The sequence below is a fragment of the Reichenbachiella agarivorans genome, assembly GCF_025502585.1.
Taxonomy (GTDB): domain Bacteria; phylum Bacteroidota; class Bacteroidia; order Cytophagales; family Cyclobacteriaceae; genus Reichenbachiella; species Reichenbachiella agarivorans.
Window position 1 is genome coordinate 250,925 of sequence record NZ_CP106679.1, and the last position, 21,467, is coordinate 272,391.

Below are 21,467 nucleotides of genomic sequence, written 5' to 3' on the forward strand. Positions count from 1 at the left end.
CATTTTTGAAGCGCACGTGGTGAAATTGGTAGACACGCCATCTTGAGGGGGTGGTGAGCTCACGCTCGTGGAAGTTCGAATCTTCTCGTGCGCACACTTTAAAAATAATAATGGATTTCGTTCTCAAAAGAATTTCCCCAATAGTCCATTCGTACGCTTCTATTATATTTGCTCTTATCAGGATCAACTTCAATCAAGAATCCAATTCCTAAAATTACAATATTAAAAGTCTTTATAAATGTCATTTAATACCCCGCTGCTGAAGAAAATCTGTGAAATCGCTGGCGCACCAGGTTTCGAATCCAGAATCAGAAATCTAGTCATCCAAGAGATCAAGGACCATGTAGATTCCTATGAAATCGATAACATGGGCAATATCATTGCCATCAAAAAGGGTGCTTCGGATCAAAAAGTAATGGTAGCGGCTCACATGGACGAGATTGGGTTCATTGTCAGTCATATTGATGAGAATGGTTTTGTGCGATTTCAAACCTTAGGCGGTTTTGATCCCAAAACCCTCACCGCACAACGGGTCATCATCCATGGCAAAGAAGATGTGATTGGAGTGATGGGATCCAAACCTATCCATGTGATGAGTGCGGAAGAAAAACAAAAAGTTGCGAAACAATCCGACTACTTCATTGATCTCGGGATGAACAAAGAAGAAGTCGAAAAAATCGTATCAATTGGTGATTCTATCACTCGTGAAAGAGAACTGATAGAGATGGGCAACTGTGTCAACTGCAAATCCATCGACAACCGTGTATCTGTTTTCATCTTGATCGAAACACTGAAGAAAATCAAAAGACCATCCATGGATTTTTATGCAGTGTTTTCTGTACAAGAAGAAGTTGGACTCAGAGGAGCCAATGTTGCCGCCCATAGCATCAACCCTGATTTTGGAATTGCACTAGATACTACGATCGCTTATGACCTGCCAGGTGCGCAAGCCCACGAGTACGTGACCAAATTGGGTGAAGGTACTGCCATCAAAATCCTTGATGCCATGACCATCTGCGACCAAAGAATGGTGCGTTTCCTCCGAGAAACTGCCAATCAAAAAGGTATCAAATGGCAGAATGAAATCCTCGTCGCAGGAGGCACGGATACAGCCAGCATCCAGCAAAAAGGGAAGAACGGCGCGATAGCAGGGGCTATTTCTATCCCAACTCGTCACTTGCATCAAGTCATCGAAATGGCGCACAAAGACGACATCAACGGGTCTACACAACTGCTGATTGCAGCTTTGGAAAACCTAACCAACTTTGATTGGGGCTGGGAATAAACACCAAATCCAGACTGCTGTAACAATTTGCTAACACCAAAGATGTAACGCTAGTGTAACCAACTAAAAAGACTTTGTATAAATTGTGCCAAAATCAATTTTGATTGACTTTGATACCATCATTATGAACTATGGGATTCCGATCTGTACTCAGTAAGCCATTTGCCAAATACATCGTCAACGACCAAAAAAAATGGTCGATGGATGCTATCAATACCCAATTCAAAATACTTGAATCTATTGTAGCCAAAGCCAAAAACACACAGTTTGGCAGGGATCATTTCTTTAGCGAAATCCGCAATTATGAGGATTTCAAAAAAGCTGTGCCAGTCTCTGATTATGAAGGAATCAAAGACTATATCGAGAAGATCAAAAAAGGAGAAAGCGATGTACTCTGGCCAGGTAAGCCAGAATATTTTGCCAAAACCTCAGGCACTACATCTGGCACCAAGTACATTCCCATCACTAAGGATTCGATCCCTAATCATATCAATAGTGCTAGAAATGCCCTATTGACCTATGTACACAACTCTGGCAATAGTCAGTTTTTGGACAAGAATCTGATCTTCCTGTCTGGCAGCCCGATCATGACCAAAACCGCAGGCATTCATACAGGACGACTGTCTGGCATTGTCAACCACCACGTACCAGGCTATCTGCGCGCTAACCAGATGCCTAGTTTCGAAACCAACTGCATCGAAGACTGGGAAACCAAAGTGGATACCATCGTGGAGGAAACGCTTTCAAAAGACATGAGTCTGATCTCAGGGATACCACCTTGGGTACAGATGTATTTTGACAGGATCACTTCCAAGACTGGCAAACCGATCAAAGATGTTTTCCCCAACTTTTCTCTATTTGTGTACGGAGGGGTCAACTTCCAGCCCTACAAAGGAAAAATATTCGAAAGCATCGGCAAGACCATCGACTCAGTCGAGACTTATCCTGCATCTGAGGGCTTCATTGCCTATCAAGACACTTTGGATCAAGAAGGACTTTTGTTGTTATTGAATTCTGGCATTTTCTTCGAGTTCATCCCTGCGGATGAATATTTCGATGAGAACCCTACACGACTGAGCATCGGCGAGGTGGAATTGGGCGTCAACTATGCCTTGATCATCAACAGCAATGCTGGGCTTTGGGGTTATTCGATTGGTGATACGATCCAATTTGTATCCAAAGACCCCTACCGAATACTGGTAACGGGTAGAATCAAGCATTTTATCTCTGCATTTGGTGAACATGTCATCGGTCAGGAGGTCGAAAAAGCCATGAACCATGCCTTGAACTTACATCCTGAGGCTGAACTGGTGGAATTCACCGTAGCACCCCAGGTGACACCTGAGTCTGGATTAGCAAGACATCAGTGGTTTGTAGAGTTCGACACACTACCTGCAGATATGACTCGATTCAGAGAGATCTTGGATCAGAAATTAACAGAGCTGAACTCTTACTACTTGGATTTGATCACGGGCAATATTCTTGAGAAACTAGAAATCATCCCTTTGAAGAAAAATGCCTTCATCGACTACATGAAGTTGCAGGGAAAACTCGGAGGACAAAACAAAGTGCCACGACTATCTAACGACCGAAAAATTGCGGATGAATTGATGAAATTTAGATTTTAGACAATAGACTTTAGATATTAGACAAAAATATTAGGAATGGCAGATTTTACATTTTATCATTTAAAATCCGATTCCATAAACCCTTAATAGTTGAAAAAAACAATCTCTATCCTTGGTTCGACCGGATCTATCGGTACGCAGGCACTTGAAGTCATTGCAGCGAATCCCGACAAATTCGAGCTGGAAGCCATCTCTGCCTACAACAACGCAGACTTACTCATCAAACAAGCCATCCAATTCAAGCCTAACGTAGTAGTCATCGGCAATGAAGACAAGTACGAGCAGGTGTTTGCAGCATTGGATTCATTGGACATCAAGGTATTTGCGGGAGAATCAGGCTTGTGTCACATCGCCGAAATCGAATCTGTCGATATTGTATTGACAGCATTGGTCGGATATGCAGGATTGAAACCCACCGTAAGAGCAGTGCAAGCAGGAAAGACGATTGCACTGGCCAACAAAGAAACCCTCGTCGTAGCAGGTGAACTGATCACCCAACTGGCGCAAGAATACAATTCCTTGATCCTACCAGTTGATTCAGAGCACTCTGCTATTTTCCAATGTTTGACTGGCGAATATGGCAATCCAATAGAGAAAATCATCTTGACTGCCTCAGGAGGGCCGTTCAGAGGAAAAGACAAGACTTTTTTACAATCCGTCAAAAAGGAAGCCGCGCTCAAGCATCCCAACTGGGACATGGGTGCCAAGATCACCATTGATTCGGCTTCATTGATGAACAAAGGTTTGGAAGTGATAGAGGCCAAATGGCTCTTTGGATTGAAACCTGAGCAGATAGATGTCATCGTGCATCCTCAGTCGATTATCCACTCGATGGTGCAGTTCGAAGACGGATCCATCAAAGCACAGATGGGATTGCCAGACATGAAGCTCCCCATCCAATATGCGATGACATTTCCTGATCGAATTAAAAGCACATTTCCTAGGTTCGATTTTACAGAATACCCATCTTTGACATTCGAAAAACCAGATGTAGAGACTTTTAGGAATCTCGGATTCTCTTTCGAGGCGTTGAAAAAGGGAGGCAACATGGCCTGTATTCTCAATGCCGCCAACGAAATTGTCGTATCAGAATTCCTAAAAGACCGTATAGGGTTTTTGGAGATGTCCGATGTAATCGAAAAATGCATGGACAAAGTCGCTTTCATTTCGTCCCCCAACTTGGAGGATTACATGGAGACGGATAAAGAAACAAGAAAAATCGCACTAGATATAATTAGTTAATGGAAGGATTAATCATGGCAGCCCAACTCATGTTGGGATTATCAATATTGGTAGGATTACACGAAATGGGACACCTACTTGCAGCCAAAGCATTTGGCATGAGAGTAGAAAAGTACTCCATTGGTTTCCCTCCTAAAATCTGGGGGTTCCAGTACGGTGAGACCGAATATTCATTTGGTGCCATCCCATTGGGAGGTTTTGTGAAGATATCAGGGATGATTGATGAGTCCCTCGACACAGAGGCCATGGCTGCAGAGCCAGAGCCATGGGAGTTCAGATCCAAACCAGCATGGCAGAGACTCATCGTCATGATGGGAGGCATCATTGTCAACGTCATCACAGGTATCGTGATCTTCATCACCATGACCTACAGCAACGGCGACTCTTATGTCACCAAAGATGCCCTCAATCAGCACGGTATCGTTGCCTATGAATTGGCGGATGAAGTAGGATTCAAAACTGGAGACAAGATTTTAAAGGTAAACGGTAGCGATTTTGAGCGTTTTACTGACCTGATCAACAATGACGTGATTTTGAATGAAAATTCTACTTACACAGTACAGCGTGCAGATTCTGTGTTTGACATCACACTACCGAGTGGTTTTTTGGATCGCTATGCAGACAAAAAGAAATACGACGGCATGTTTTTGGGTATCCGTCAGCCTTTTGCAGTAGGTCAGGTGCAATTGGGCAGTCTGGCAGCTGAAGGTGGCCTACAAGAAGGAGACAAGTTTGTGTCCATCAATGGACAACCAATTACCTATTTTGATGAACTCAAAAGTACGCTGACGGCCAACAAAGACAAAGAAATCACCGCAGTGGTGGTAGACCCACAAAACACACAGAGACAACTTGACCTTACGGTTGGCGAAGATGGCACTTTGGGTTTTGTAGCAGACATTCAATTGGACTTGGCACACGAAGATTTTACCTTTGGTGAGTCGGTCAACAAAGGTACAGAGCAGGCATTCAACGTGGTTTGGGTCAACATCAAAGCCTTCGGCAAAATATTCAGAGGTGAGGTGTCAGCCTCTAAGTCTTTGAGCGGCCCGATTGGAATCGCGCAGATGTTTGGAGGTACATGGAACTGGAACAAATTCTGGAGCTTGACAGGCCTTCTCTCTATGGTCTTGGCTTTTATGAATTTCCTACCCATCCCAGCCTTGGACGGTGGACACGTGGTGTTCTTGACCTATGAGATGCTCTCTGGTCAAAAACCATCTGACAAGTTCCTAGAAGGAGCACAAAAAGTCGGCATGGTCTTGCTACTAGGCCTCATGGGCTTTGCGATCTTCAACGACCTATTCAAAGCAATCTTCTAAGAGACCTTTTTTACATCAACCGTTCGCTACGGTTTGATTGATGATATTTAGATAGCCCCTGGTTTAAAAACTCGGGGCTATTTTTTTTATAAGGGGGTTGGAATAATTCAGCCTCTCTCCTCTATCTCCCGCAAGTTTAGCGGAGAATTTAGAGATGGCATTCAGTCCGCTTGAGCAATAGCTTTTTAATCTCCTTGGTGTATCCAAACAATTCTGTCTCCGTCGTAGTAGATCAGCTTCCTGAAAATTTAAAGTGCTTGCAAACACTAATAGGGATAAATAAGATATCATACTATTATCTAGATATTAGTCAACTACTCTTATACAACCATTTATGATCGCTACTTGATCTTCAAGATAACATTTAAATTCCTTAAGCCAGAATACAAAGGCATCCCGATTGAGAGTATGATTTTTTGTATTTCAGAAAAAGTCTTGATTATCCAACCAGCCTCCCCAGTTGCAAATTGAAAACTTGCTTGATTATCCAACCACAAGTTACGCGCCGCTAAACTTGCGGAATTGTAGGGAACAAGCTACTTCAATTGGCTATTTGGAATCTGAATATTAACTAATCACTTTTGACCCAAGTCCCCATCCCTTCATTAAGTTAACGATTTACCCTTTTGAGACTTCGTCATTTTGCCTATCTTGACAGTCGTAATTCATAGCACCTGTTGATGAGATTTCCACTAGTTTTAGTCTTCCTCCTATTTGTCCAACTATCTTCGCATGCTCAGCAAATGCGCTATGGTGTAGTACTCAATGGCAATACAGTAGGCACCTTAGATCTTCATACCACATCTGGCAGTATCTACTTGACCAGTTCGGAGACAAAGCTGTCCTACGTCAGTACTGAGGACTCCACCTACATCTATACCAGGACTGATTATATGGAAGAGCAAACTGGCTATCTCATTGCCGTCAATACCCGACTCAGTCTGAGCAAGGGAGATACTACCAGTCAGACACGCATTGTGAACAGCCCTCTGCGCACTGACAATGCTATCCCCGTTGGACCAGTAATGATCAAGAACCTCAGCATCAAGCGACTCAAAAAGATAGGTGACAGCACCCAATTCTACACTTACTCTCCAGACTATCAATCCAACATCACCGTCCATCGATCGATCCAATCTCAAACAATCTATCAAGCGAAGAAATACTGGATCGTAAGAGATTCTATCCCTGGTCTGTCTCCCATCATCAGTCAATTTGACCAAAAATTCAACCTGGTTTCATCCACACAGCTCTCTGCACTTGGGCAAATAGACATCAGGCCTAGTCTCCCCACCGATACTATTCCTGCGATGCTCTCCGTCGCAGTTACATCGCCAACCATTGCCTCCAACATCCTACTACCTGACCCACTCAATATCAATGCCATCGAAGTGCAGATCACTGATGCTTTGGGTCTCACGACGGATTTGCAACTGGCAGACAACACCTTCTCTCCACTGCCACTGGACAGCCTAGAGATAGAGAAAACCCTAGATGGCAATCTCATCGTGGACTCAGACAATCTGGACGTTTTCTCAGAAGCGGACTCTCTTACGATGCATTTGGCTAGCCCATTTGATCAAGCACTAACATTGACACACTATTGTCAAGAACAGCATTTTAGGTTCCCTGCGCTCAAACTCGTGACACTGGCACGAGCCATTGACCTACCTGCGAGATTGGTTCGAGGATATTATTACCAGTATGGCGTTTGGGTGCTGGGTTATTGGACGGAAATCGGAATCTCTGATGAATGGGTCATTTTCAATCCCAATCTCCACAGCTCCATCAATCCATCACTGTACATCCCCTTGGTCAAAAGCACACTGGATCAAGGTCTGACTGCACTCTTTGATACTCCTGCTGTCCAGTCCATCGAGATCACCGAATACCTCTGGAAGAGAAGAGCCTACCACTTACAAGACCCCAAGCGAAACCCAAAGAAAGGTCAGTACAGCAATCAAGGACTGGGTCTGAGTTTTGAAATTCCCAAGGATTTCGAAATAGTAGCTCAAGACAGTGTGGTTATCTCTCCTACTTTCCTTACACTAAGATCGGAGCTTGGACACATCCATTTCGAACAAATCACCTTAGCGCAAGACATCCAGCAGACCATAGAAAGCATCATCAAAGCTTACACGCCAAATGCCAATATCGAGAGCAACAAGGACATACCAGCTTTTCAGGGGATTTCGGAATCAAAAGCCTGTCTTGTCATCCCTCAATCCAGTAGCCTGATCGTCATCCGCATCAACTCCCCTGCCGCAGGCATGATCCTAAATACCCTCTGCCACAAAAATCTACAAATCGAAGACTAACGAACCCAATTGACTGAAAATACTCCCATCAATTCTTCGCCAATCACCCCAGTAACTTTCTATTATTTCTATCTTTGCCGAAAAAAAATTCGTGCAAAAAGATTTCAAACGATACACAATTACCTCTGCGCTTCCTTATGCCAATGGTCCTCTTCATATTGGCCATATAGCTGGAGCCTACTTGCCTGCTGACATCTACGTCAGATACCTACGTGCCAAAGGCAAAGACGTGACCTACGTTTGCGGTAGTGATGAGCATGGTGCAGCCATCACTCTTCGCGCCAAAAAAGAGGGTATTACACCCAAAGAAATTATCGACAAGTACCACGAGATCAACAAAAAGACCTTCGAAGAATTCGGAATAGCATTTGACATCTACCACAGAACCTCTGCGCCGATTCATCACGAGACCTCTCAAGAGTTTTTCACCAACCTATACAACAAAGGTGAGTTCACCGAAAAGGAATCTGAGCAGTTCTATGACGAAGATTTCAATCAGTTCCTAGCGGACAGATATGTGACTGGCACTTGCCCCAACTGCGGCTATGAAGCAGCCTACGGCGATCAGTGTGAGAAGTGTGGCACTTCACACAACCCTACCGACCTGATCAATCCTGTATCGACCTTGAGTCAGAAACCACCAGTATTGCGTACGACGAAGCACTGGTACTTGCCACTAGACAAATACCAGCCTTGGTTGGAAGAATGGCTGATAGAGGGCAAAAAAGGCGAATGGAAGACCAACGTCTATGGACAATGCAGCTCATGGCTCAAAGCAGGTCTACAACCCCGTGCTATGACCAGAGATTTGGACTGGGGCGTAGATGTGCCGCTACCAGATGCTGAAGGCAAAAAACTGTATGTCTGGCTAGATGCTCCAATTGGCTACATCTCTGCGACCAAAGAATGGGCTAGTCAAAACGGTAAAAACTGGGAAGACTACTGGAAGAAACAAAAAAATGAAGCTGATGACGCTTGCTTGATACACTTCATTGGCAAGGACAACATCGTATTTCACTGCATCATTTTCCCATCCATTCTACATGCGCATGGAGACTACATCTTACCAGAAAACGTGCCTGCCAATGAGTTTTTGAATCTGGAGGGAGAAAAAATATCTACTTCGAGAAATTGGGCCGTGTGGTTGCATGAGTACATCGAAGACTTCCCAGGCAAAGAAGACGTTCTTCGTTACGTACTTTGCTCCAATGCACCAGAGTCCAAAGACAATGATTTTACCTGGAAAGACTTCCAAGCAAGAAACAACAACGAGCTAGTAGCGGTTTATGGCAATTTCGTCAACAGAGCAGTAGTACTGACACACAAGTTCTTTGAGGGCAAAGTACCTGCACAGCATCAGCTAGAGCAAATCGACGAAGATGTCATCGCCGAAATCAAGAATTTCCCTTCCAAGATATCAGACAGCATTGACAAGTTCAGGTTCAGAGAAGCTCTAGCGCACCTGATGGATTTGGCGAGGTTGGGCAACAAGTACTTGGCCGAAACAGAGCCTTGGAAGCTCATCAAGACGGACAAAGATCGTACAGCCACGATCTTGAACATAGCACTACAGATAGCTGGCAATCTTGCCATTCTATCCGAACCTTTTCTTCCAGCTACTTCAGCCAAGCTGATGAATATGCTGAATTTAGACAACAATGCTTGGTCAGAAGGAGGCAAAACGAATATTATCTTTGCAGGACAAGATGTAGGTCAAGCCACCTTGCTCTTCGACAAGATCGAAGATGAAGCCATGACCGCACAAATCGATAAACTAGAGAAATCAAAACCAGTGATAGAAACTACAGACAATTTGGAACCAGAAAAGGCAGTGATTCAATTTGATGACTTTATGAAGATGGACATAAGAATTGGAAAAATCCTAGAAGCTGAAGCAGTTCCGAAATCTAACAAATTGTTGAAATTCAAAGTAGACACAGGTATAGACACCCGCACTGTGCTCAGCGGTATAGCCAAACATTACACACCAGAGGAAATGATTGGCAAACAAGTGACTATATTGGTCAATCTGGCACCACGCAAAATCATGGGATTTGAATCTCAAGGAATGATTTTAATGGCAGAAGACAAAGACGGACAGTTGCGTTTGATACAGCCTAATGAAGCAGTTCAAAACGGCTCACAAATAAGTTAATCGACTGATCTTACTCTCAAACCACTAGGAATTGATTTGAATTCATGTCCTGCACTCAATCATTTTGCATGCAGGGTATGAATTAGTTGTTTCTTTCCCCAATTAGGCACTATATTTAACATCTCGAACAAAATAGGCATGACAGACAAGGACAATATCACAGTACTCTATGTAGATGACGAAGAATTAAACCTTTTTCTTTTTGAAAAAAGTTTTGAGTCTGTATACCACGTAGTAACTGCTTTGTCTGGTGAAGAAGGTCTCAACAAACTTGAGAACTATCACAAAAAGATCATAGTGGTGATTAGCGACATGAGGATGCCTGCTATGAATGGCATAGAGTTCATCTCCAAGGCCAAAGAAAAGTTCGACAACATCGCTTATTTCATTCTTACAGCCTTTGATTACAACGAAGAGATTGAAAACGCCCTAGACAAAAAACTCATTCACAGGTTTTTTACCAAGCCATTTGACATATCAGAAATCCAAGAAGCCATCGATGATGCGCTGACACAGCTAGATGCATAAAAAAAGCCATCCGCCTTGCGACGGATAGCTCTGTAATCAACTTCAATTATCTTTATAGATCAACCGATTGAGATTCTTTTGAACTCAGCAACGGTCAAACCTTTGCTTACGGTATCCAAATATTGTGCTATCGACAAGTTACTATCTTTTACAAAAGATTGTGCAAGTAAAGTGTTGTCTTTGTAAAATTTATTCAATTTTCCTAAGGCAATTTTCTCAAGCATCTCTTCTGGCTTGCCTTCTTGTCTTGCCATGTCCTTTCCAATCTCTATTTCTTTCTCTACGACAGTAGCATCTACACCATCTTTGTCCACAGCGATAGGGTTCATTGCAGCGATTTGCATAGCTACATCTTTACCGGCTTCAGTCACATCCACACCGTTGGTGTTTTTCAGAGAGACCAATACACCTAGCTTGCTGCCAGAGTGAACGTAAGGAACGATTGCTTCGCCTTCCATTACTTCGTAAGCTACTACGTCCATTTTCTCACCGATTTTACCAATCATATCGATGATTCTATCTTGGAAAGTAAGGTCTCCAGATTTCAACGCTTTCAAGGCTTCAGCATCAGCAGGCTTGTTTTCAAAAGCAGCTGTTGCTAGGTCATTTCCTAGTGCCATGAACTCATCGTTTTTAGCCACAAAGTCAGTTTCACAAGAGAATGCCACTACTACACCTGTAGTCTTGTCAGCGTTAGTTTTCACGAACACTACGCCTTCATTTGTTTCTCTGTCTGCTCTAGATGCAGAAACTTTTTGTCCTTTTTTTCTAAGCAATTCGATTGCCTTGTCAAAATCACCTTCAGCTTCAACCAAAGCTTTTTTACAATCCATCATACCAGCTCCAGTCAACTGACGTAGCTTGTTTACTTCTTGTGCAGTAATTGCCATCTCTAAATATCGTTTTATGTTTTTACTTCTATTTTCAAGTCTGTTTGGCAATCAAACAGATTTACCTGTCGACAGACAGGCTTAAACAAAAATTGAACCCCGTAATGTTGGGATTCAATTTTTATATTTTGAATACTATTTCAAAGTATTATTTATTATTCACCTTTCTCGTCGATAGCCGCTTTAGCCGCTGCTCCTTCTTGATCCTTAGCCTCGTCCTTGTCCTTCTTTCTTTCTGCCAAAGACTCTTCCAATTGCTTTCCAATATGACCTACGATCAATTGGATTGATTTGAAAGCGTCATCGTTAGCAGGGATTGGGAAATCTACCTGATTTGGATCCGAGTTAGTATCCACCATTGCGAATACTGGAATGCCCAATTTCTGAGCTTCTTTGATAGCAATATTCTCTCTCTTGATGTCCACTACGAATAGTGCAGCAGGAAGTCTAGTCAAGTCAGCAATACCGCCCAACACTCTTTCCAGTTTAATTTTCTCTCTGCTGATCATCAACTTTTCTCTCTTTGCCAAGTTCTTGAAAGCATCATCTTTCAACATCTTGTCCATTGAGGACATCTTTTTTAACGATTTTCTGATCGTCGCAAAGTTAGTCAACATACCACCCAACCATCTGTCGGTAACATATGGCATTCTTAATCTTTTCGCTTCCTCAGTTACGATTTCTCTTGCTTGCTTTTTGGTAGCAACGAACATGATTTTTCGTCCTGATTTCACGATCTGCTTGAGTGCATTTGATGCTTCTTCGAGGCATTCAAGCGATTTATAAAGATCTATTATATGGATACCATTCTTCTCCATGAAGATGTATGGTGCCATTTTTGGATCCCACTTTCTCGTCAAGTGTCCGAAGTGAACACCAGCATCAAGTAAGTCTTTGTGCTCTAATTTGGCCATTAAGTTTACTTATATAAATGAAATTATTATTAACGCTTACTGAACTGGAATGCTCTTCTCGCTTTTCTTCTACCTGGCTTCTTACGCTCGACCATTCTTGGATCTCTCGTCATGAATCCTTCTTTCTTCAAAGGAGGTCTGTGCTCAGGGTTCAGTTCTACCAACGCTCTAGAGATTGCCAATCTGATACCTTCAGCTTGACCTTTCATTCCTCCTCCAGATACATTGATTTTCATATCAAAGTTGCCGTCTTCAGCTACCAATACGAGTGGCTGTTTTACGATTGTCTGGTAGATTTCAAACGGGAAATATTCTTTCAAATCCCTGTTGTTGATTTTAACATCGCCTTTTCCAGGTGTCATATACAACCTAGCTACTGATGTTTTTCTTCTACCAATGGTGTTTATTACTTCCATTCAGATTAAAGTTTTATCTCTTTAGGAGTTTGTGCAGCGTGCTTGTGCTCCGCTCCTTCGTATACGTACAAATTATTAAACAAAGATCTACCCAAGCTATTCTTAGGAAGCATACCTCTGACAGCTCTCTCGACCAAAATCGTAGAAGACTTAGCCTTCACCTCGTTTGGAGTCTGAGATCTCTGTCCTCCAGGAAAACCAGTGTGAGAGATATATTGCTTATCAGTCCACTTTTTACCTGTAAGTTTCACCTTATCAGAGTTTACAACGATTACATTGTCGCCACAATCTACATTAGGTGTATAACCTGGCTTGTGCTTGCCTCTGATCATCTTAGCAATCTCACTTGCCAATCTTCCTAATACTTTTCCGTCAGCATCTACCACTACCCATTGCTTGTCAGCTGTAGCTTTATTGGTGATCGCTGTTTTATAACTTATTGAATCCACTTATCTATGATTTTATTATAATCAAAATCCTACTGCCCTCAAAAAGGGACACAAAAATAGAATTTTACTTTGCAAAATGCAAAGCAGAATAGAAAAATAAAGTTGACCACCCCCCTATTTATTGAAAATATCATCCAAATTTCTCTATCTTCTTTAATATCATGTCCATATCCTTAGGATAATCACAGGCTACCTTGATGATTTTGTCTCCAAACGGATTGATTTCAATCTCATATGCATGCAAGGCTACTCTGTCAAACAGTGGCCTTTCTTCCTTGTCATCGGAGAGCTTGTATTTCTTTTTGATTTTGGATAGAAAAATAGGCAACCCTCCATAGTAGGTATCTCCACAGATCGGGTATTCCAGATAGGACAGGTGTGCCCTGATCTGATGTCGCCTGCCTGAGATGGGCTTGGCTTCAATCAAAGTATAGTTGCCATAGTAAGCCTTGGCTCTAAAGAGAGTAGTAGCTTCCTTTCCTCTTTTGGGATCTACCTTGACACGACCAGAGCCAGCTACGCGCAGTCCCATATCTACCTGAATAGTATCCTCAGTGAAGCGCCCCTCGACCAAGGCGTGGTAGATTTTGTTCACCTCCCTTGCCTCAAACTTCAATGCAGCAGCGCGGTAGGCCTCTTCATCCTTGGCCAACAGCAAAGCACCGCTGGTTTCCTTGTCCAGCCTATGACAGACTGTGATTTCAGGATATACCTCACGAAACATAGATAGTATATTGCGTGGATCACTCCTATCCTCTAGCGTAGATATCATCGTAGGCTTATTGATCACTAGGTAGCGATCATCTTCGTACACGATGATGTCAGAAATGTTATTTTGATTGAGCACTCTTTATTTTTTTGGCAAAGAAAGCCAAAGAAATGGAATATGAGACTATTGAGGCTTATACTTATTGAGTTCGAAACTGAATGTAGACCCTTCGCCAGGGGTACTGACTACCTTGATTTCGCTATCATGTGCTTCGACTATATGCTTGACGATCGACAAGCCCAGCCCTGTACCACCAATAGCCCTTGAGCGACTTTTGTCGACACGATAAAAACGCTCAAAGATACGATTGAGGTGTTCGGTTGGGATTCCTATGCCCCTGTCTTTCACTATTACATTTTGTCTCTTGCCTGTATCCACTACGGATACTTCCACTACTCCACCCTCGTCTGAATATTTGATCGCATTGGTGATCAAATTAACTAATACTTGGTGAATTCGCTGGCTGTCTACCAGTACTTTGATTTCTTCGGATCGCTCGTGATTGGTCTTGAGTGTCACTTTGTGCTTATGTGCATTTTCTTCCATCTGGTCAAAAATCTCATAAATCTCCTCGCAAATATCCACAGGCTCCAGTTGCATCGTGATGTCTCCTGCCTCCATGTGAGAGACCGTCAACAAGTCCTGAACAAGCATATCCAATCCATCCAGATTCTTGGCGGCCTTTTTCAAAAACTTCATCCGGTTGTTTTTGTCATCAATCGCACCATCCAGCAAGGTGTGTACAAAACCCTGCGCAGCAAATATGGGCGTCTTCAACTCATGCGACACGTCAGCCAAAAACTGCCTCCTAAACTTGGCTAGTTGTTTCAATTCCTCGATTTCACTCTGCTTGCCATGCGCATAGGCATAGATTTCCTGATGAATCTGGTTGAGCGAACTGTGACCGTACCGTTTGTTCTCTTCTAGTTTGGACAAGTCATTGGCACGGATCTGTTCAAACATATTGTAGATACTTCGCAGTTCCTTGAAGAACAAAAACTCTAAAACAATATTGATCAATATATACCCTGTACCAAAGGAAATAAAAAACACCAGCCAATAGACGTAATTGGGCACATCGGGCAATAGCACCAGACTACCCAACACCACGGCTGCTATGCAACCCGAAAGAATGAGCGCAAGCCCTCTAGAATTTAATAGCATATTTACTTTTCAGGATCACTCTGCATCAAACTTGTAGCCAACACCCTTGATCGTGGTGATGTAGCCCTCGCCGATTTTTTCTCTGACCTTACGGACATGGACATCTACTGTCCTAGCCAACACGTACACATCTGTCCCCCAAATGTTGTACAATAGCTCATCTCTGCTAAACACCTTGCCAGGATGCTGCGCCAGGAAATACAGTAATTCAAATTCCTTTTTTGGAAGTGAAAACTCTTCCTCATTTCGCTTGACAGTATAGCTCTGACGATCAATATGGAGATCTCCAGCCATGACATTATCCTCCTGATCGACATCCTTTTTGGATCTTCTAAAGATTGCATTGATTCGGCTCATCAATGCGCGAGGCTTGATAGGCTTGGTGAGATAATCATCCGCACCATTGTCAAAAGCGGCCACTTCTGAATACTCCTCTACACGAGCAGTCAAAAAGATAATGAAGCTATTGGCCAATTCTTTGAACTCTCTCAACTGTCGACAGGTCTCTACTCCGTCCTGTCCTGGCATCATGATATCCAGCAAGATCAAATCTGGCACAAATCCTTTGGCAATGTTGACTGCTTCCATTCCAGTTTCAGCTACCTCTACCTCGTATCCCTCCTTTTCCAAGTTATATTTTAATAAATCTAAAATATCAACCTCATCATCAACAACTAGTATTTTCTTACTTCCAGACATGATTTTTTACACCTAAATAACTTTTGGATTAATTCATGATTAAAAAACGCTCAAAACTTATACTTTTTATTCAATTCAAAGTGATAAATCGTAAGTGGTAACAAAATAGTAACATTTGGGAAATAAAATTAACTCATTCTTTCTGTCTTTGCATTTTTTAATCCCGAGCAAAAGTAATACTAATTTTTTTAGTAATTAATTTTAGAAATCAAATAATCAATCGTATAATTGCTAAAATATTTACTCTTTCTGCGTTTCACAAAAACGGATAGAATAGGGAAATAAGACATAAATTACAGACCTATTATTAATACCAAAAAATAAATGACATGGGCGAAAACGCTGAAAAACAAAAAGCACTTCAACTCACACTAGACAAGCTAGAAAAGGCCTACGGCAAAGGCGCAGTGATGAAACTTTCCGACGAGGTGGTTTCGGATGTCCCATCCATCCCTACAGGATCAGTCAGTTTGGACATGGCACTGGGAATAGGCGGTCTACCCAGAGGAAGAGTAGTCGAAATCTACGGCCCAGAATCTTCTGGAAAGACCACATTGACGCTGCATTGTATCGCAGAAGCACAAAGACAAGGAGGCATGGCGGCATTTATAGATGCTGAGCATGCATTTGATAGAACCTACGCCGAAAAACTAGGAATTGACACTGAGAACCTGCTCATCTCACAACCAGACAATGGCGAACAAGCCCTGGAGATCGCTGAGCACTTGATCCGATCTGGAGCCATAGACATCATCGTCATTGACTCAGTGGCAGCTTTGGTACCTAAAGCAGAACTAGAAGGCGAAATGGGTGACAGCAAAATGGGCCTTCAGGCAAGATTGATGAGCCAGGCCCTGAGAAAACTCACAGGAGCCATCAACAAAACAGGTTGTTGCTGTATATTCATCAACCAGCTGAGAGAGAAAATCGGTGTGATGTTTGGCAATCCAGAAACTACTACTGGCGGTAACGCATTGAAATTCTACGCCTCTGTGAGATTGGATATCCGCAGGATCGGACAAATCAAAGAAAGTGCTGACAACATACTAGGTAACAGAACCCGTGTCAAAGTAGTCAAAAACAAAGTCGCGCCTCCATTCAAGGTAGTCGAGTTTGACATCATGTATGGTGAAGGTATATCCAAAGTCGGAGAAATCATCGACATAGGCGTGGAACTCAACATTGTCAACAAAGCAGGCTCATGGTTCTCCTACAAAGGCAACAAACTAGGACAAGGCAGAGATGCCGTCAAAAACCTACTACTAGACAATCCAGAACTGATGGATGAGCTAGAAATAGCAATCAAAAACAAAATAAGTGGCAAAACAGAAGAAGTACCAGCCTAAATCTTATAACCACCCAAAGCAAAAGAGCAAGATGAAAGTCTTGCTCTTTTGCTTTGTATCAAACAAACCATGGATCATGATCTATAGCAAATTGAGTTCAAAAGTTCACGCATCGATTGGCTTGTGAGTCACAAGCCATGGGGATCAGGAGCAATAGCTCCAAGGTAGCGTTACCATAGACCAGAGCTAACGTTACCATGAGGTCGAGGTAACGGTTCAAAATGGTCAGGGTAACGGTTACTTGGCGCTGAGGTAACGGTACATGGGAGCTGAGGTAACGTTTAGTCAGAGAGATTTGCTCCCCACCATCAAAATATAAGGTTGAGGGTTAGTTTTGGTAGACACACTGTTTATAAAAGGGTAATCCTCTAGACTGGTAAAAAACATACAGTGGATTTCACATATTGTAATAGCCAGTTGTTGGCAGTAACATAAACTGAACTCACACTACACTCAAATTATCTTTTTCGGACTTGTCGCTAAAAATTTGTTTTCTATGATTTATACCCCAATTATGCAATTCCAAAATGACTTTTTTCAGGGTTTTGGAATGTTGTGTAGGTTTATATTCGGTTCTAACGGGAAAGCCGTTTAAGACAGCTCTTGTAATCAACTGATTTGCTTCCAAATCTTTCAACTCTTTTGACAAAACTTTAGTGCTTAACTTGGGGATACTTCGTTCAATTTCCCGAAAATGCTTGTTTCCTTCCCAAATTGAAATCAAAATTAACAGCTTCCATTTACCACCTATCACATCTAATGTGTCTCTTACTGGTAACAAAGCAGAGGTACACTCTTTATGTTCTTTTTTCTTCATATATGTTTAATTGATTACCTAAAAGTAATTGATTACCAAAAGGAAACTGATTACCAATAGTAATCATAAATAGTTAATTTTGGCATATTATTAATAACAACAATATAAAATGAAAAATAAGATTCTTACAGGTCTATGTATCCTATTCGGGTTAATGATGGTTAATTCGGGTTTAAACAAATTCTTCAATTATATACCAATGCCTGAAATGTCTGAAGAAATGATGCAAGTAATGGTCGGGTATATGACTATTAAATGGATTTTCCCACTTGTGGCTATTATCGAAATCATTGGTGGTATTTTAATAGCTATTCCAAAAACAAGAGCTTTGGGGGCAATAATAATTCTTCCAGTTATGGTAGGTATTTTTGTACATCATCTCGTCCTTGATATGTCAACTATTGGAATAGTACTGGTATTATTTGCAATTAATATATGGGCTATTGCAGATAATTGGAATAAATACAAACCAATGATAGAAAATTGATAGAGAAAATTTAAATACAGGCAGTAGTAAACTACCAATTTTATAGGTTGTTGAAAAAACACTACTGCCAATCGAGTAGACGGCTGTGAGCTATAAGCCCACAGTGCACCTCTCACCACCTGATTGTCCCTTTGTCTGGACAAATCAAGCGGTTCTCATAATCGCCGCATCACTAAATCAGACCTTCAGAAAGCACCTATTGGCTTGTGAGCCAATAGCCAAGGAAATATACCAACTATTTGAATCAAGTGGCTCACCATTTTCTTTCTCAATACACAATACTCAGGCCTCAATACTCTGTACACAATACTCCAAAAAGAAAGTAGCACGAGCCACAATCCGAGACACTTAATTTTTATAATTTTGCGACTCAAAAAAATCAAACAGATTAGGCATGTCAATATCTGCAAAATACGACCCATCAGAGATCGAGGGTAAAAGATACAAGGAATGGATGGACCATGGTTTTTTCAGCTCGAAACCAGATCCAAACAAAGAACCCTACACCATCCTCATCCCTCCTCCTAACGTCACGGGCGTATTGCACATGGGGCATATGCTCAACAACACCATCCAAGACGTCCTGATCCGCAAGGCCAGAATGGAAGGAAAAGAGGCCTGCTGGGTACCTGGCACAGATCATGCATCCATTGCCACAGAGGCCAAGGTGGTAAACCTGTTGAGAGAAAAAGGCATCACCAAGGCAGACCTGACCAGAGAAGAATTCCTCGCTCATGCCTTTGAGTGGAAGGAAAAATATGGTGGTATCATCTTGAATCAATTGCAACGCCTTGGCGCTTCTTGTGATTGGGACAGAACCTTCTTCACCATGGATGAGCAAAACTCTAAAGCCGTAGTAGATGTCTTCATCAGTTACTTCAATAAAGGATTCATCTACCGTGACTACAAAATGGTCAACTGGGATCCACAAGCCCAAACAACCATCTCCAACGAAGAAGTAATCTACAAAGACGTAGATGCAGCACTCTATTATATAGAGTATCCTATCGAAGGCAGTGATGAAAAAATAACCATCGCTACCACCCGACCAGAAACGATCCTCGGTGACACTGCGATATGCATCAATCCTGAAGACGAAAGATATGCACACCTGAGAGGCAAACGTGCTATCGTGCCGATGGTCAACCGTAGCATTCCCATCATCGAGGACGAATATGTTGACATTGAATTCGGTACGGGCTGTCTGAAAGTCACCCCAGCACACGACACCAATGACTATGATCTCGGTCAGAAGCACAACCTCGAAACCATCGACATCCTCAACGATGACGCGACACTCAACGAGAAAGCACAATTCTTTGTCGGACAAAGTAGAGAAGAAGCCAGAAAAAACATCACCAAACAACTGAAGCAAGATGGTTTCTTGGTGAAAACCGAAAACCTAAGACACAAAGTAGGCTTCTCGGAGAGAAATCCTGACACGGTGATCGAGCCAAAACTATCCCTACAGTGGTTTGTAGATATGCAAAAAATCGTCGGGCCAGCATTGGACAATGTCCTCAATGACAACATCCAGTTCTTCCCTGACAAGTTCAAAAACACCTACAAGCATTGGCTAGAAAACATCAAAGATTGGCCGATTTCAAGACAGCTGTGGTGGGGTCAGCAGATTCCTGCTTACTACTATGGTGAGAATGGTGTCGCTGTAGGCAAGACCAAAGAAGAAGCCTTAGCCATGGCCATCAAAGACACTGGCAATACTGCCATGACCTTGGAGGACTTGAAACAAGACGAAGACGTAGTGGACACTTGGTTCAGCAGTGCTTTGCTCCCAATCTCAGTTTTTGATGGATTTGAAAACCCTGATAACGAAGAGTTCAAATACTACTACCCTACCCAAGTATTGGTGACGGGTTGGGACATTATTTTCTTCTGGGTAGCCAGAATGATTATCTCTGGATATGAGTTTGGCAATGACAAACCTTTCGAAAAAGTTTACTTCACAGGGATGGTGAGGGATCTCAAAAGAAGAAAAATGTCCAAATCCTTAGGTAACTCCCCTGATGCGCTAGGACTGCTCGATCAATATGGTGCCGATGGTGTCAGAGTAGGCATGCTACTGAGCTCTGCTGCAGGCAATGACTTGCTTTTTGACGAGAAACTCTGCGAACAAGGCAGGAACTTCTCCAACAAAATCTGGAATGCCTTTCGTCTCATCAAGTCATGGGATATCGTAGATGGAGAACAAGAAGCCAGTGCAGCCATCGCCAATGACTGGTTTGGGCACAGAGTCAATCAGGTACTAGAAGAGGTAGATGATTTATTCAGCAAGTTCAGATTGTCTGAAGCTTTGATGACTACATATAAATTGGTCTGGGATGATTTCTGTTCATGGTATCTGGAAATGATCAAGCCTAAGTTTGGTGAACCGATCGATCAGAAGAGCTATAATCAGGCGATTGGACACATCGAAAAATTGATGCGTATCATCCATCCGTTTATGCCCTTCTTGTCAGAAGAAATATGGCAAAACATCAAAGAACGCGAAGAGAAAGACTATTTGATCGTAGCTGCATGGCCTAAAGCCGAAGCATTCGATACAGATATGATTCAACAGACCAATGAGGCTTTTGAAGCTATCTCCAACATCAGAAATGTCAGAAACAGCTATGGTATCTCTCCAAAAGAGGCTTTGGAGGTCAACATTCGCTCTACAAACTACATGTCTTTGGAGCGGTATTTCCCTCTTATCACCAAGCTATCAAACATCTCTGCAATTGCAGAAACTGAGGACAAAGTAGAAAACGCTGACAGCTTCATCATCGACAGAGATGAGTATTTTGTCCTGCTGGGTGATCATGCCAATGCAGCAGATCAGGCTGAAGAAATAGAAGCCGAAATCAAGCGCCTCAAGGGATTCCTAGTCGGGATAGACAAAAAGCTGAGCAATGAGAAATTCGTCAGCAATGCTCCTGAAGAAGTCATCGCCATGGAAAAGAAAAAGAAAGCTGATGCAGAGGCAAAAATTGCCATGCTAGAAGCAAAACTCTAAAAACACAAAAAGCTGCTGGTAGAAT

The 21,467-nt window shown here is 42.4% G+C and carries 18 protein-coding genes and 1 tRNA gene; 11 read left to right on the plus strand and 8 right to left on the minus strand.

Annotated features, from left to right (window positions below; translation table 11 throughout):
* The first annotated feature begins 10 nt into the window (after nucleotides 1-10).
* From N6H18_RS01075 to N6H18_RS01110, 8 genes are all read left to right on the plus strand, one after another.
* Nucleotides 11-94: transfer RNA gene (locus N6H18_RS01075), tRNA-Leu, on the plus strand.
* Between the two features lie 144 nt (nucleotides 95-238).
* The gene (locus N6H18_RS01080) at nucleotides 239-1,285 is read left to right on the plus strand and encodes a M42 family metallopeptidase (RefSeq protein WP_262310000.1); all 1,047 of its coding nucleotides are present in this window, start codon (nucleotides 239-241) and stop codon (nucleotides 1,283-1,285) included.
* Nucleotides 1,286-1,416: 131 nt separating this feature from the next.
* Complete coding sequence (locus N6H18_RS01085; RefSeq protein ID WP_262310001.1) at nucleotides 1,417-2,913, plus strand: GH3 auxin-responsive promoter family protein; 1,497 nt, start codon at nucleotides 1,417-1,419, stop codon at nucleotides 2,911-2,913.
* Nucleotides 2,914-3,003: 90 nt separating this feature from the next.
* Nucleotides 3,004-4,155, plus strand: a complete 1,152-nt coding sequence (locus N6H18_RS01090) for a 1-deoxy-D-xylulose-5-phosphate reductoisomerase (protein ID WP_262310002.1) — start codon at nucleotides 3,004-3,006, stop codon at nucleotides 4,153-4,155.
* On the plus strand, nucleotides 4,155-5,477 hold the full coding sequence (gene rseP / locus N6H18_RS01095) for an RIP metalloprotease RseP (protein WP_262310003.1): 1,323 nt from the start codon (nucleotides 4,155-4,157) through the stop codon (nucleotides 5,475-5,477). The genes N6H18_RS01090 and rseP overlap by 1 nt, the downstream gene beginning before the upstream one ends.
* Nucleotides 5,478-6,157: 680 nt before the next feature.
* Complete coding sequence (locus N6H18_RS01100; RefSeq protein WP_262310004.1) at nucleotides 6,158-7,795, plus strand: transglutaminase domain-containing protein; 1,638 nt, start codon at nucleotides 6,158-6,160, stop codon at nucleotides 7,793-7,795.
* Between the two features lie 91 nt (nucleotides 7,796-7,886).
* A complete protein-coding gene (metG, locus tag N6H18_RS01105) occupies nucleotides 7,887-9,950 on the plus strand; it encodes a methionine--tRNA ligase (protein ID WP_407692834.1) in 2,064 nt (687 codons plus the stop codon).
* A 138-nt stretch (nucleotides 9,951-10,088) separates the two neighbouring features.
* The gene (locus N6H18_RS01110) at nucleotides 10,089-10,478 is read left to right on the plus strand and encodes a response regulator (RefSeq protein ID WP_262310005.1); all 390 of its coding nucleotides are present in this window, start codon (nucleotides 10,089-10,091) and stop codon (nucleotides 10,476-10,478) included.
* Between the two features lie 59 nt (nucleotides 10,479-10,537).
* Here N6H18_RS01110 and tsf read toward each other — a convergent pair whose 3' ends face one another.
* From tsf to N6H18_RS01145, 7 genes are all read right to left on the minus strand, one after another.
* Complete coding sequence (tsf, locus tag N6H18_RS01115; protein ID WP_262310006.1) at nucleotides 10,538-11,368, minus strand: translation elongation factor Ts; 831 nt, start codon at nucleotides 11,366-11,368, stop codon at nucleotides 10,538-10,540.
* 155 nt (nucleotides 11,369-11,523) lie between these two features.
* Nucleotides 11,524-12,282: a 30S ribosomal protein S2 gene (gene rpsB, locus N6H18_RS01120; protein ID WP_262310007.1), complete on the minus strand. Its 759-nt coding sequence runs from the start codon at nucleotides 12,280-12,282 to the stop codon at nucleotides 11,524-11,526.
* A gap of 29 nt (nucleotides 12,283-12,311) precedes the next feature.
* The gene (rpsI, locus tag N6H18_RS01125; RefSeq protein ID WP_262310008.1) at nucleotides 12,312-12,698 is read right to left on the minus strand and encodes a 30S ribosomal protein S9; all 387 of its coding nucleotides are present in this window, start codon (nucleotides 12,696-12,698) and stop codon (nucleotides 12,312-12,314) included.
* A gap of 5 nt (nucleotides 12,699-12,703) precedes the next feature.
* The gene (gene rplM / locus N6H18_RS01130; RefSeq protein WP_262310009.1) at nucleotides 12,704-13,147 is read right to left on the minus strand and encodes a 50S ribosomal protein L13; all 444 of its coding nucleotides are present in this window, start codon (nucleotides 13,145-13,147) and stop codon (nucleotides 12,704-12,706) included.
* A gap of 130 nt (nucleotides 13,148-13,277) precedes the next feature.
* Entirely contained in the window at nucleotides 13,278-13,994 is a 717-nt protein-coding gene (locus N6H18_RS01135) for an RluA family pseudouridine synthase (protein WP_262310010.1), read from the minus strand.
* Nucleotides 13,995-14,039: 45 nt separating this feature from the next.
* The gene (locus N6H18_RS01140; RefSeq protein ID WP_262310011.1) at nucleotides 14,040-15,080 is read right to left on the minus strand and encodes a sensor histidine kinase; all 1,041 of its coding nucleotides are present in this window, start codon (nucleotides 15,078-15,080) and stop codon (nucleotides 14,040-14,042) included.
* Between the two features lie 15 nt (nucleotides 15,081-15,095).
* On the minus strand, nucleotides 15,096-15,779 hold the full coding sequence (locus N6H18_RS01145; protein ID WP_262310012.1) for a response regulator: 684 nt from the start codon (nucleotides 15,777-15,779) through the stop codon (nucleotides 15,096-15,098).
* Between the two features lie 329 nt (nucleotides 15,780-16,108).
* Here N6H18_RS01145 and recA point away from each other — a divergent pair, with 329 nt between their 5' ends.
* Nucleotides 16,109-17,125 carry a recombinase RecA gene (recA, locus tag N6H18_RS01150; RefSeq protein ID WP_262310013.1) on the plus strand — a complete coding sequence of 339 codons (1,017 nt, stop codon included), beginning with the start codon at nucleotides 16,109-16,111 and terminating at the stop codon, nucleotides 17,123-17,125.
* Between the two features lie 442 nt (nucleotides 17,126-17,567).
* Here the strand turns inward: recA and N6H18_RS01155 are convergent, their stop codons facing one another.
* A complete protein-coding gene (locus tag N6H18_RS01155; RefSeq protein ID WP_262310014.1) occupies nucleotides 17,568-17,942 on the minus strand; it encodes a winged helix-turn-helix transcriptional regulator in 375 nt (124 codons plus the stop codon).
* A 109-nt stretch (nucleotides 17,943-18,051) separates the two neighbouring features.
* Here N6H18_RS01155 and N6H18_RS01160 point away from each other — a divergent pair, with 109 nt between their 5' ends.
* Together N6H18_RS01160 and N6H18_RS01165 are read left to right on the plus strand one after the other, a co-directional pair.
* On the plus strand, nucleotides 18,052-18,429 hold the full coding sequence (locus N6H18_RS01160) for a DoxX family membrane protein (protein WP_262310015.1): 378 nt from the start codon (nucleotides 18,052-18,054) through the stop codon (nucleotides 18,427-18,429).
* A 394-nt stretch (nucleotides 18,430-18,823) separates the two neighbouring features.
* Nucleotides 18,824-21,442 (plus strand): valine--tRNA ligase, encoded by a 2,619-nt coding sequence (locus tag N6H18_RS01165; protein ID WP_262310016.1) that lies wholly within the window; start codon nucleotides 18,824-18,826, stop codon nucleotides 21,440-21,442.
* Nucleotides 21,443-21,467 lie beyond the last annotated feature (25 nt).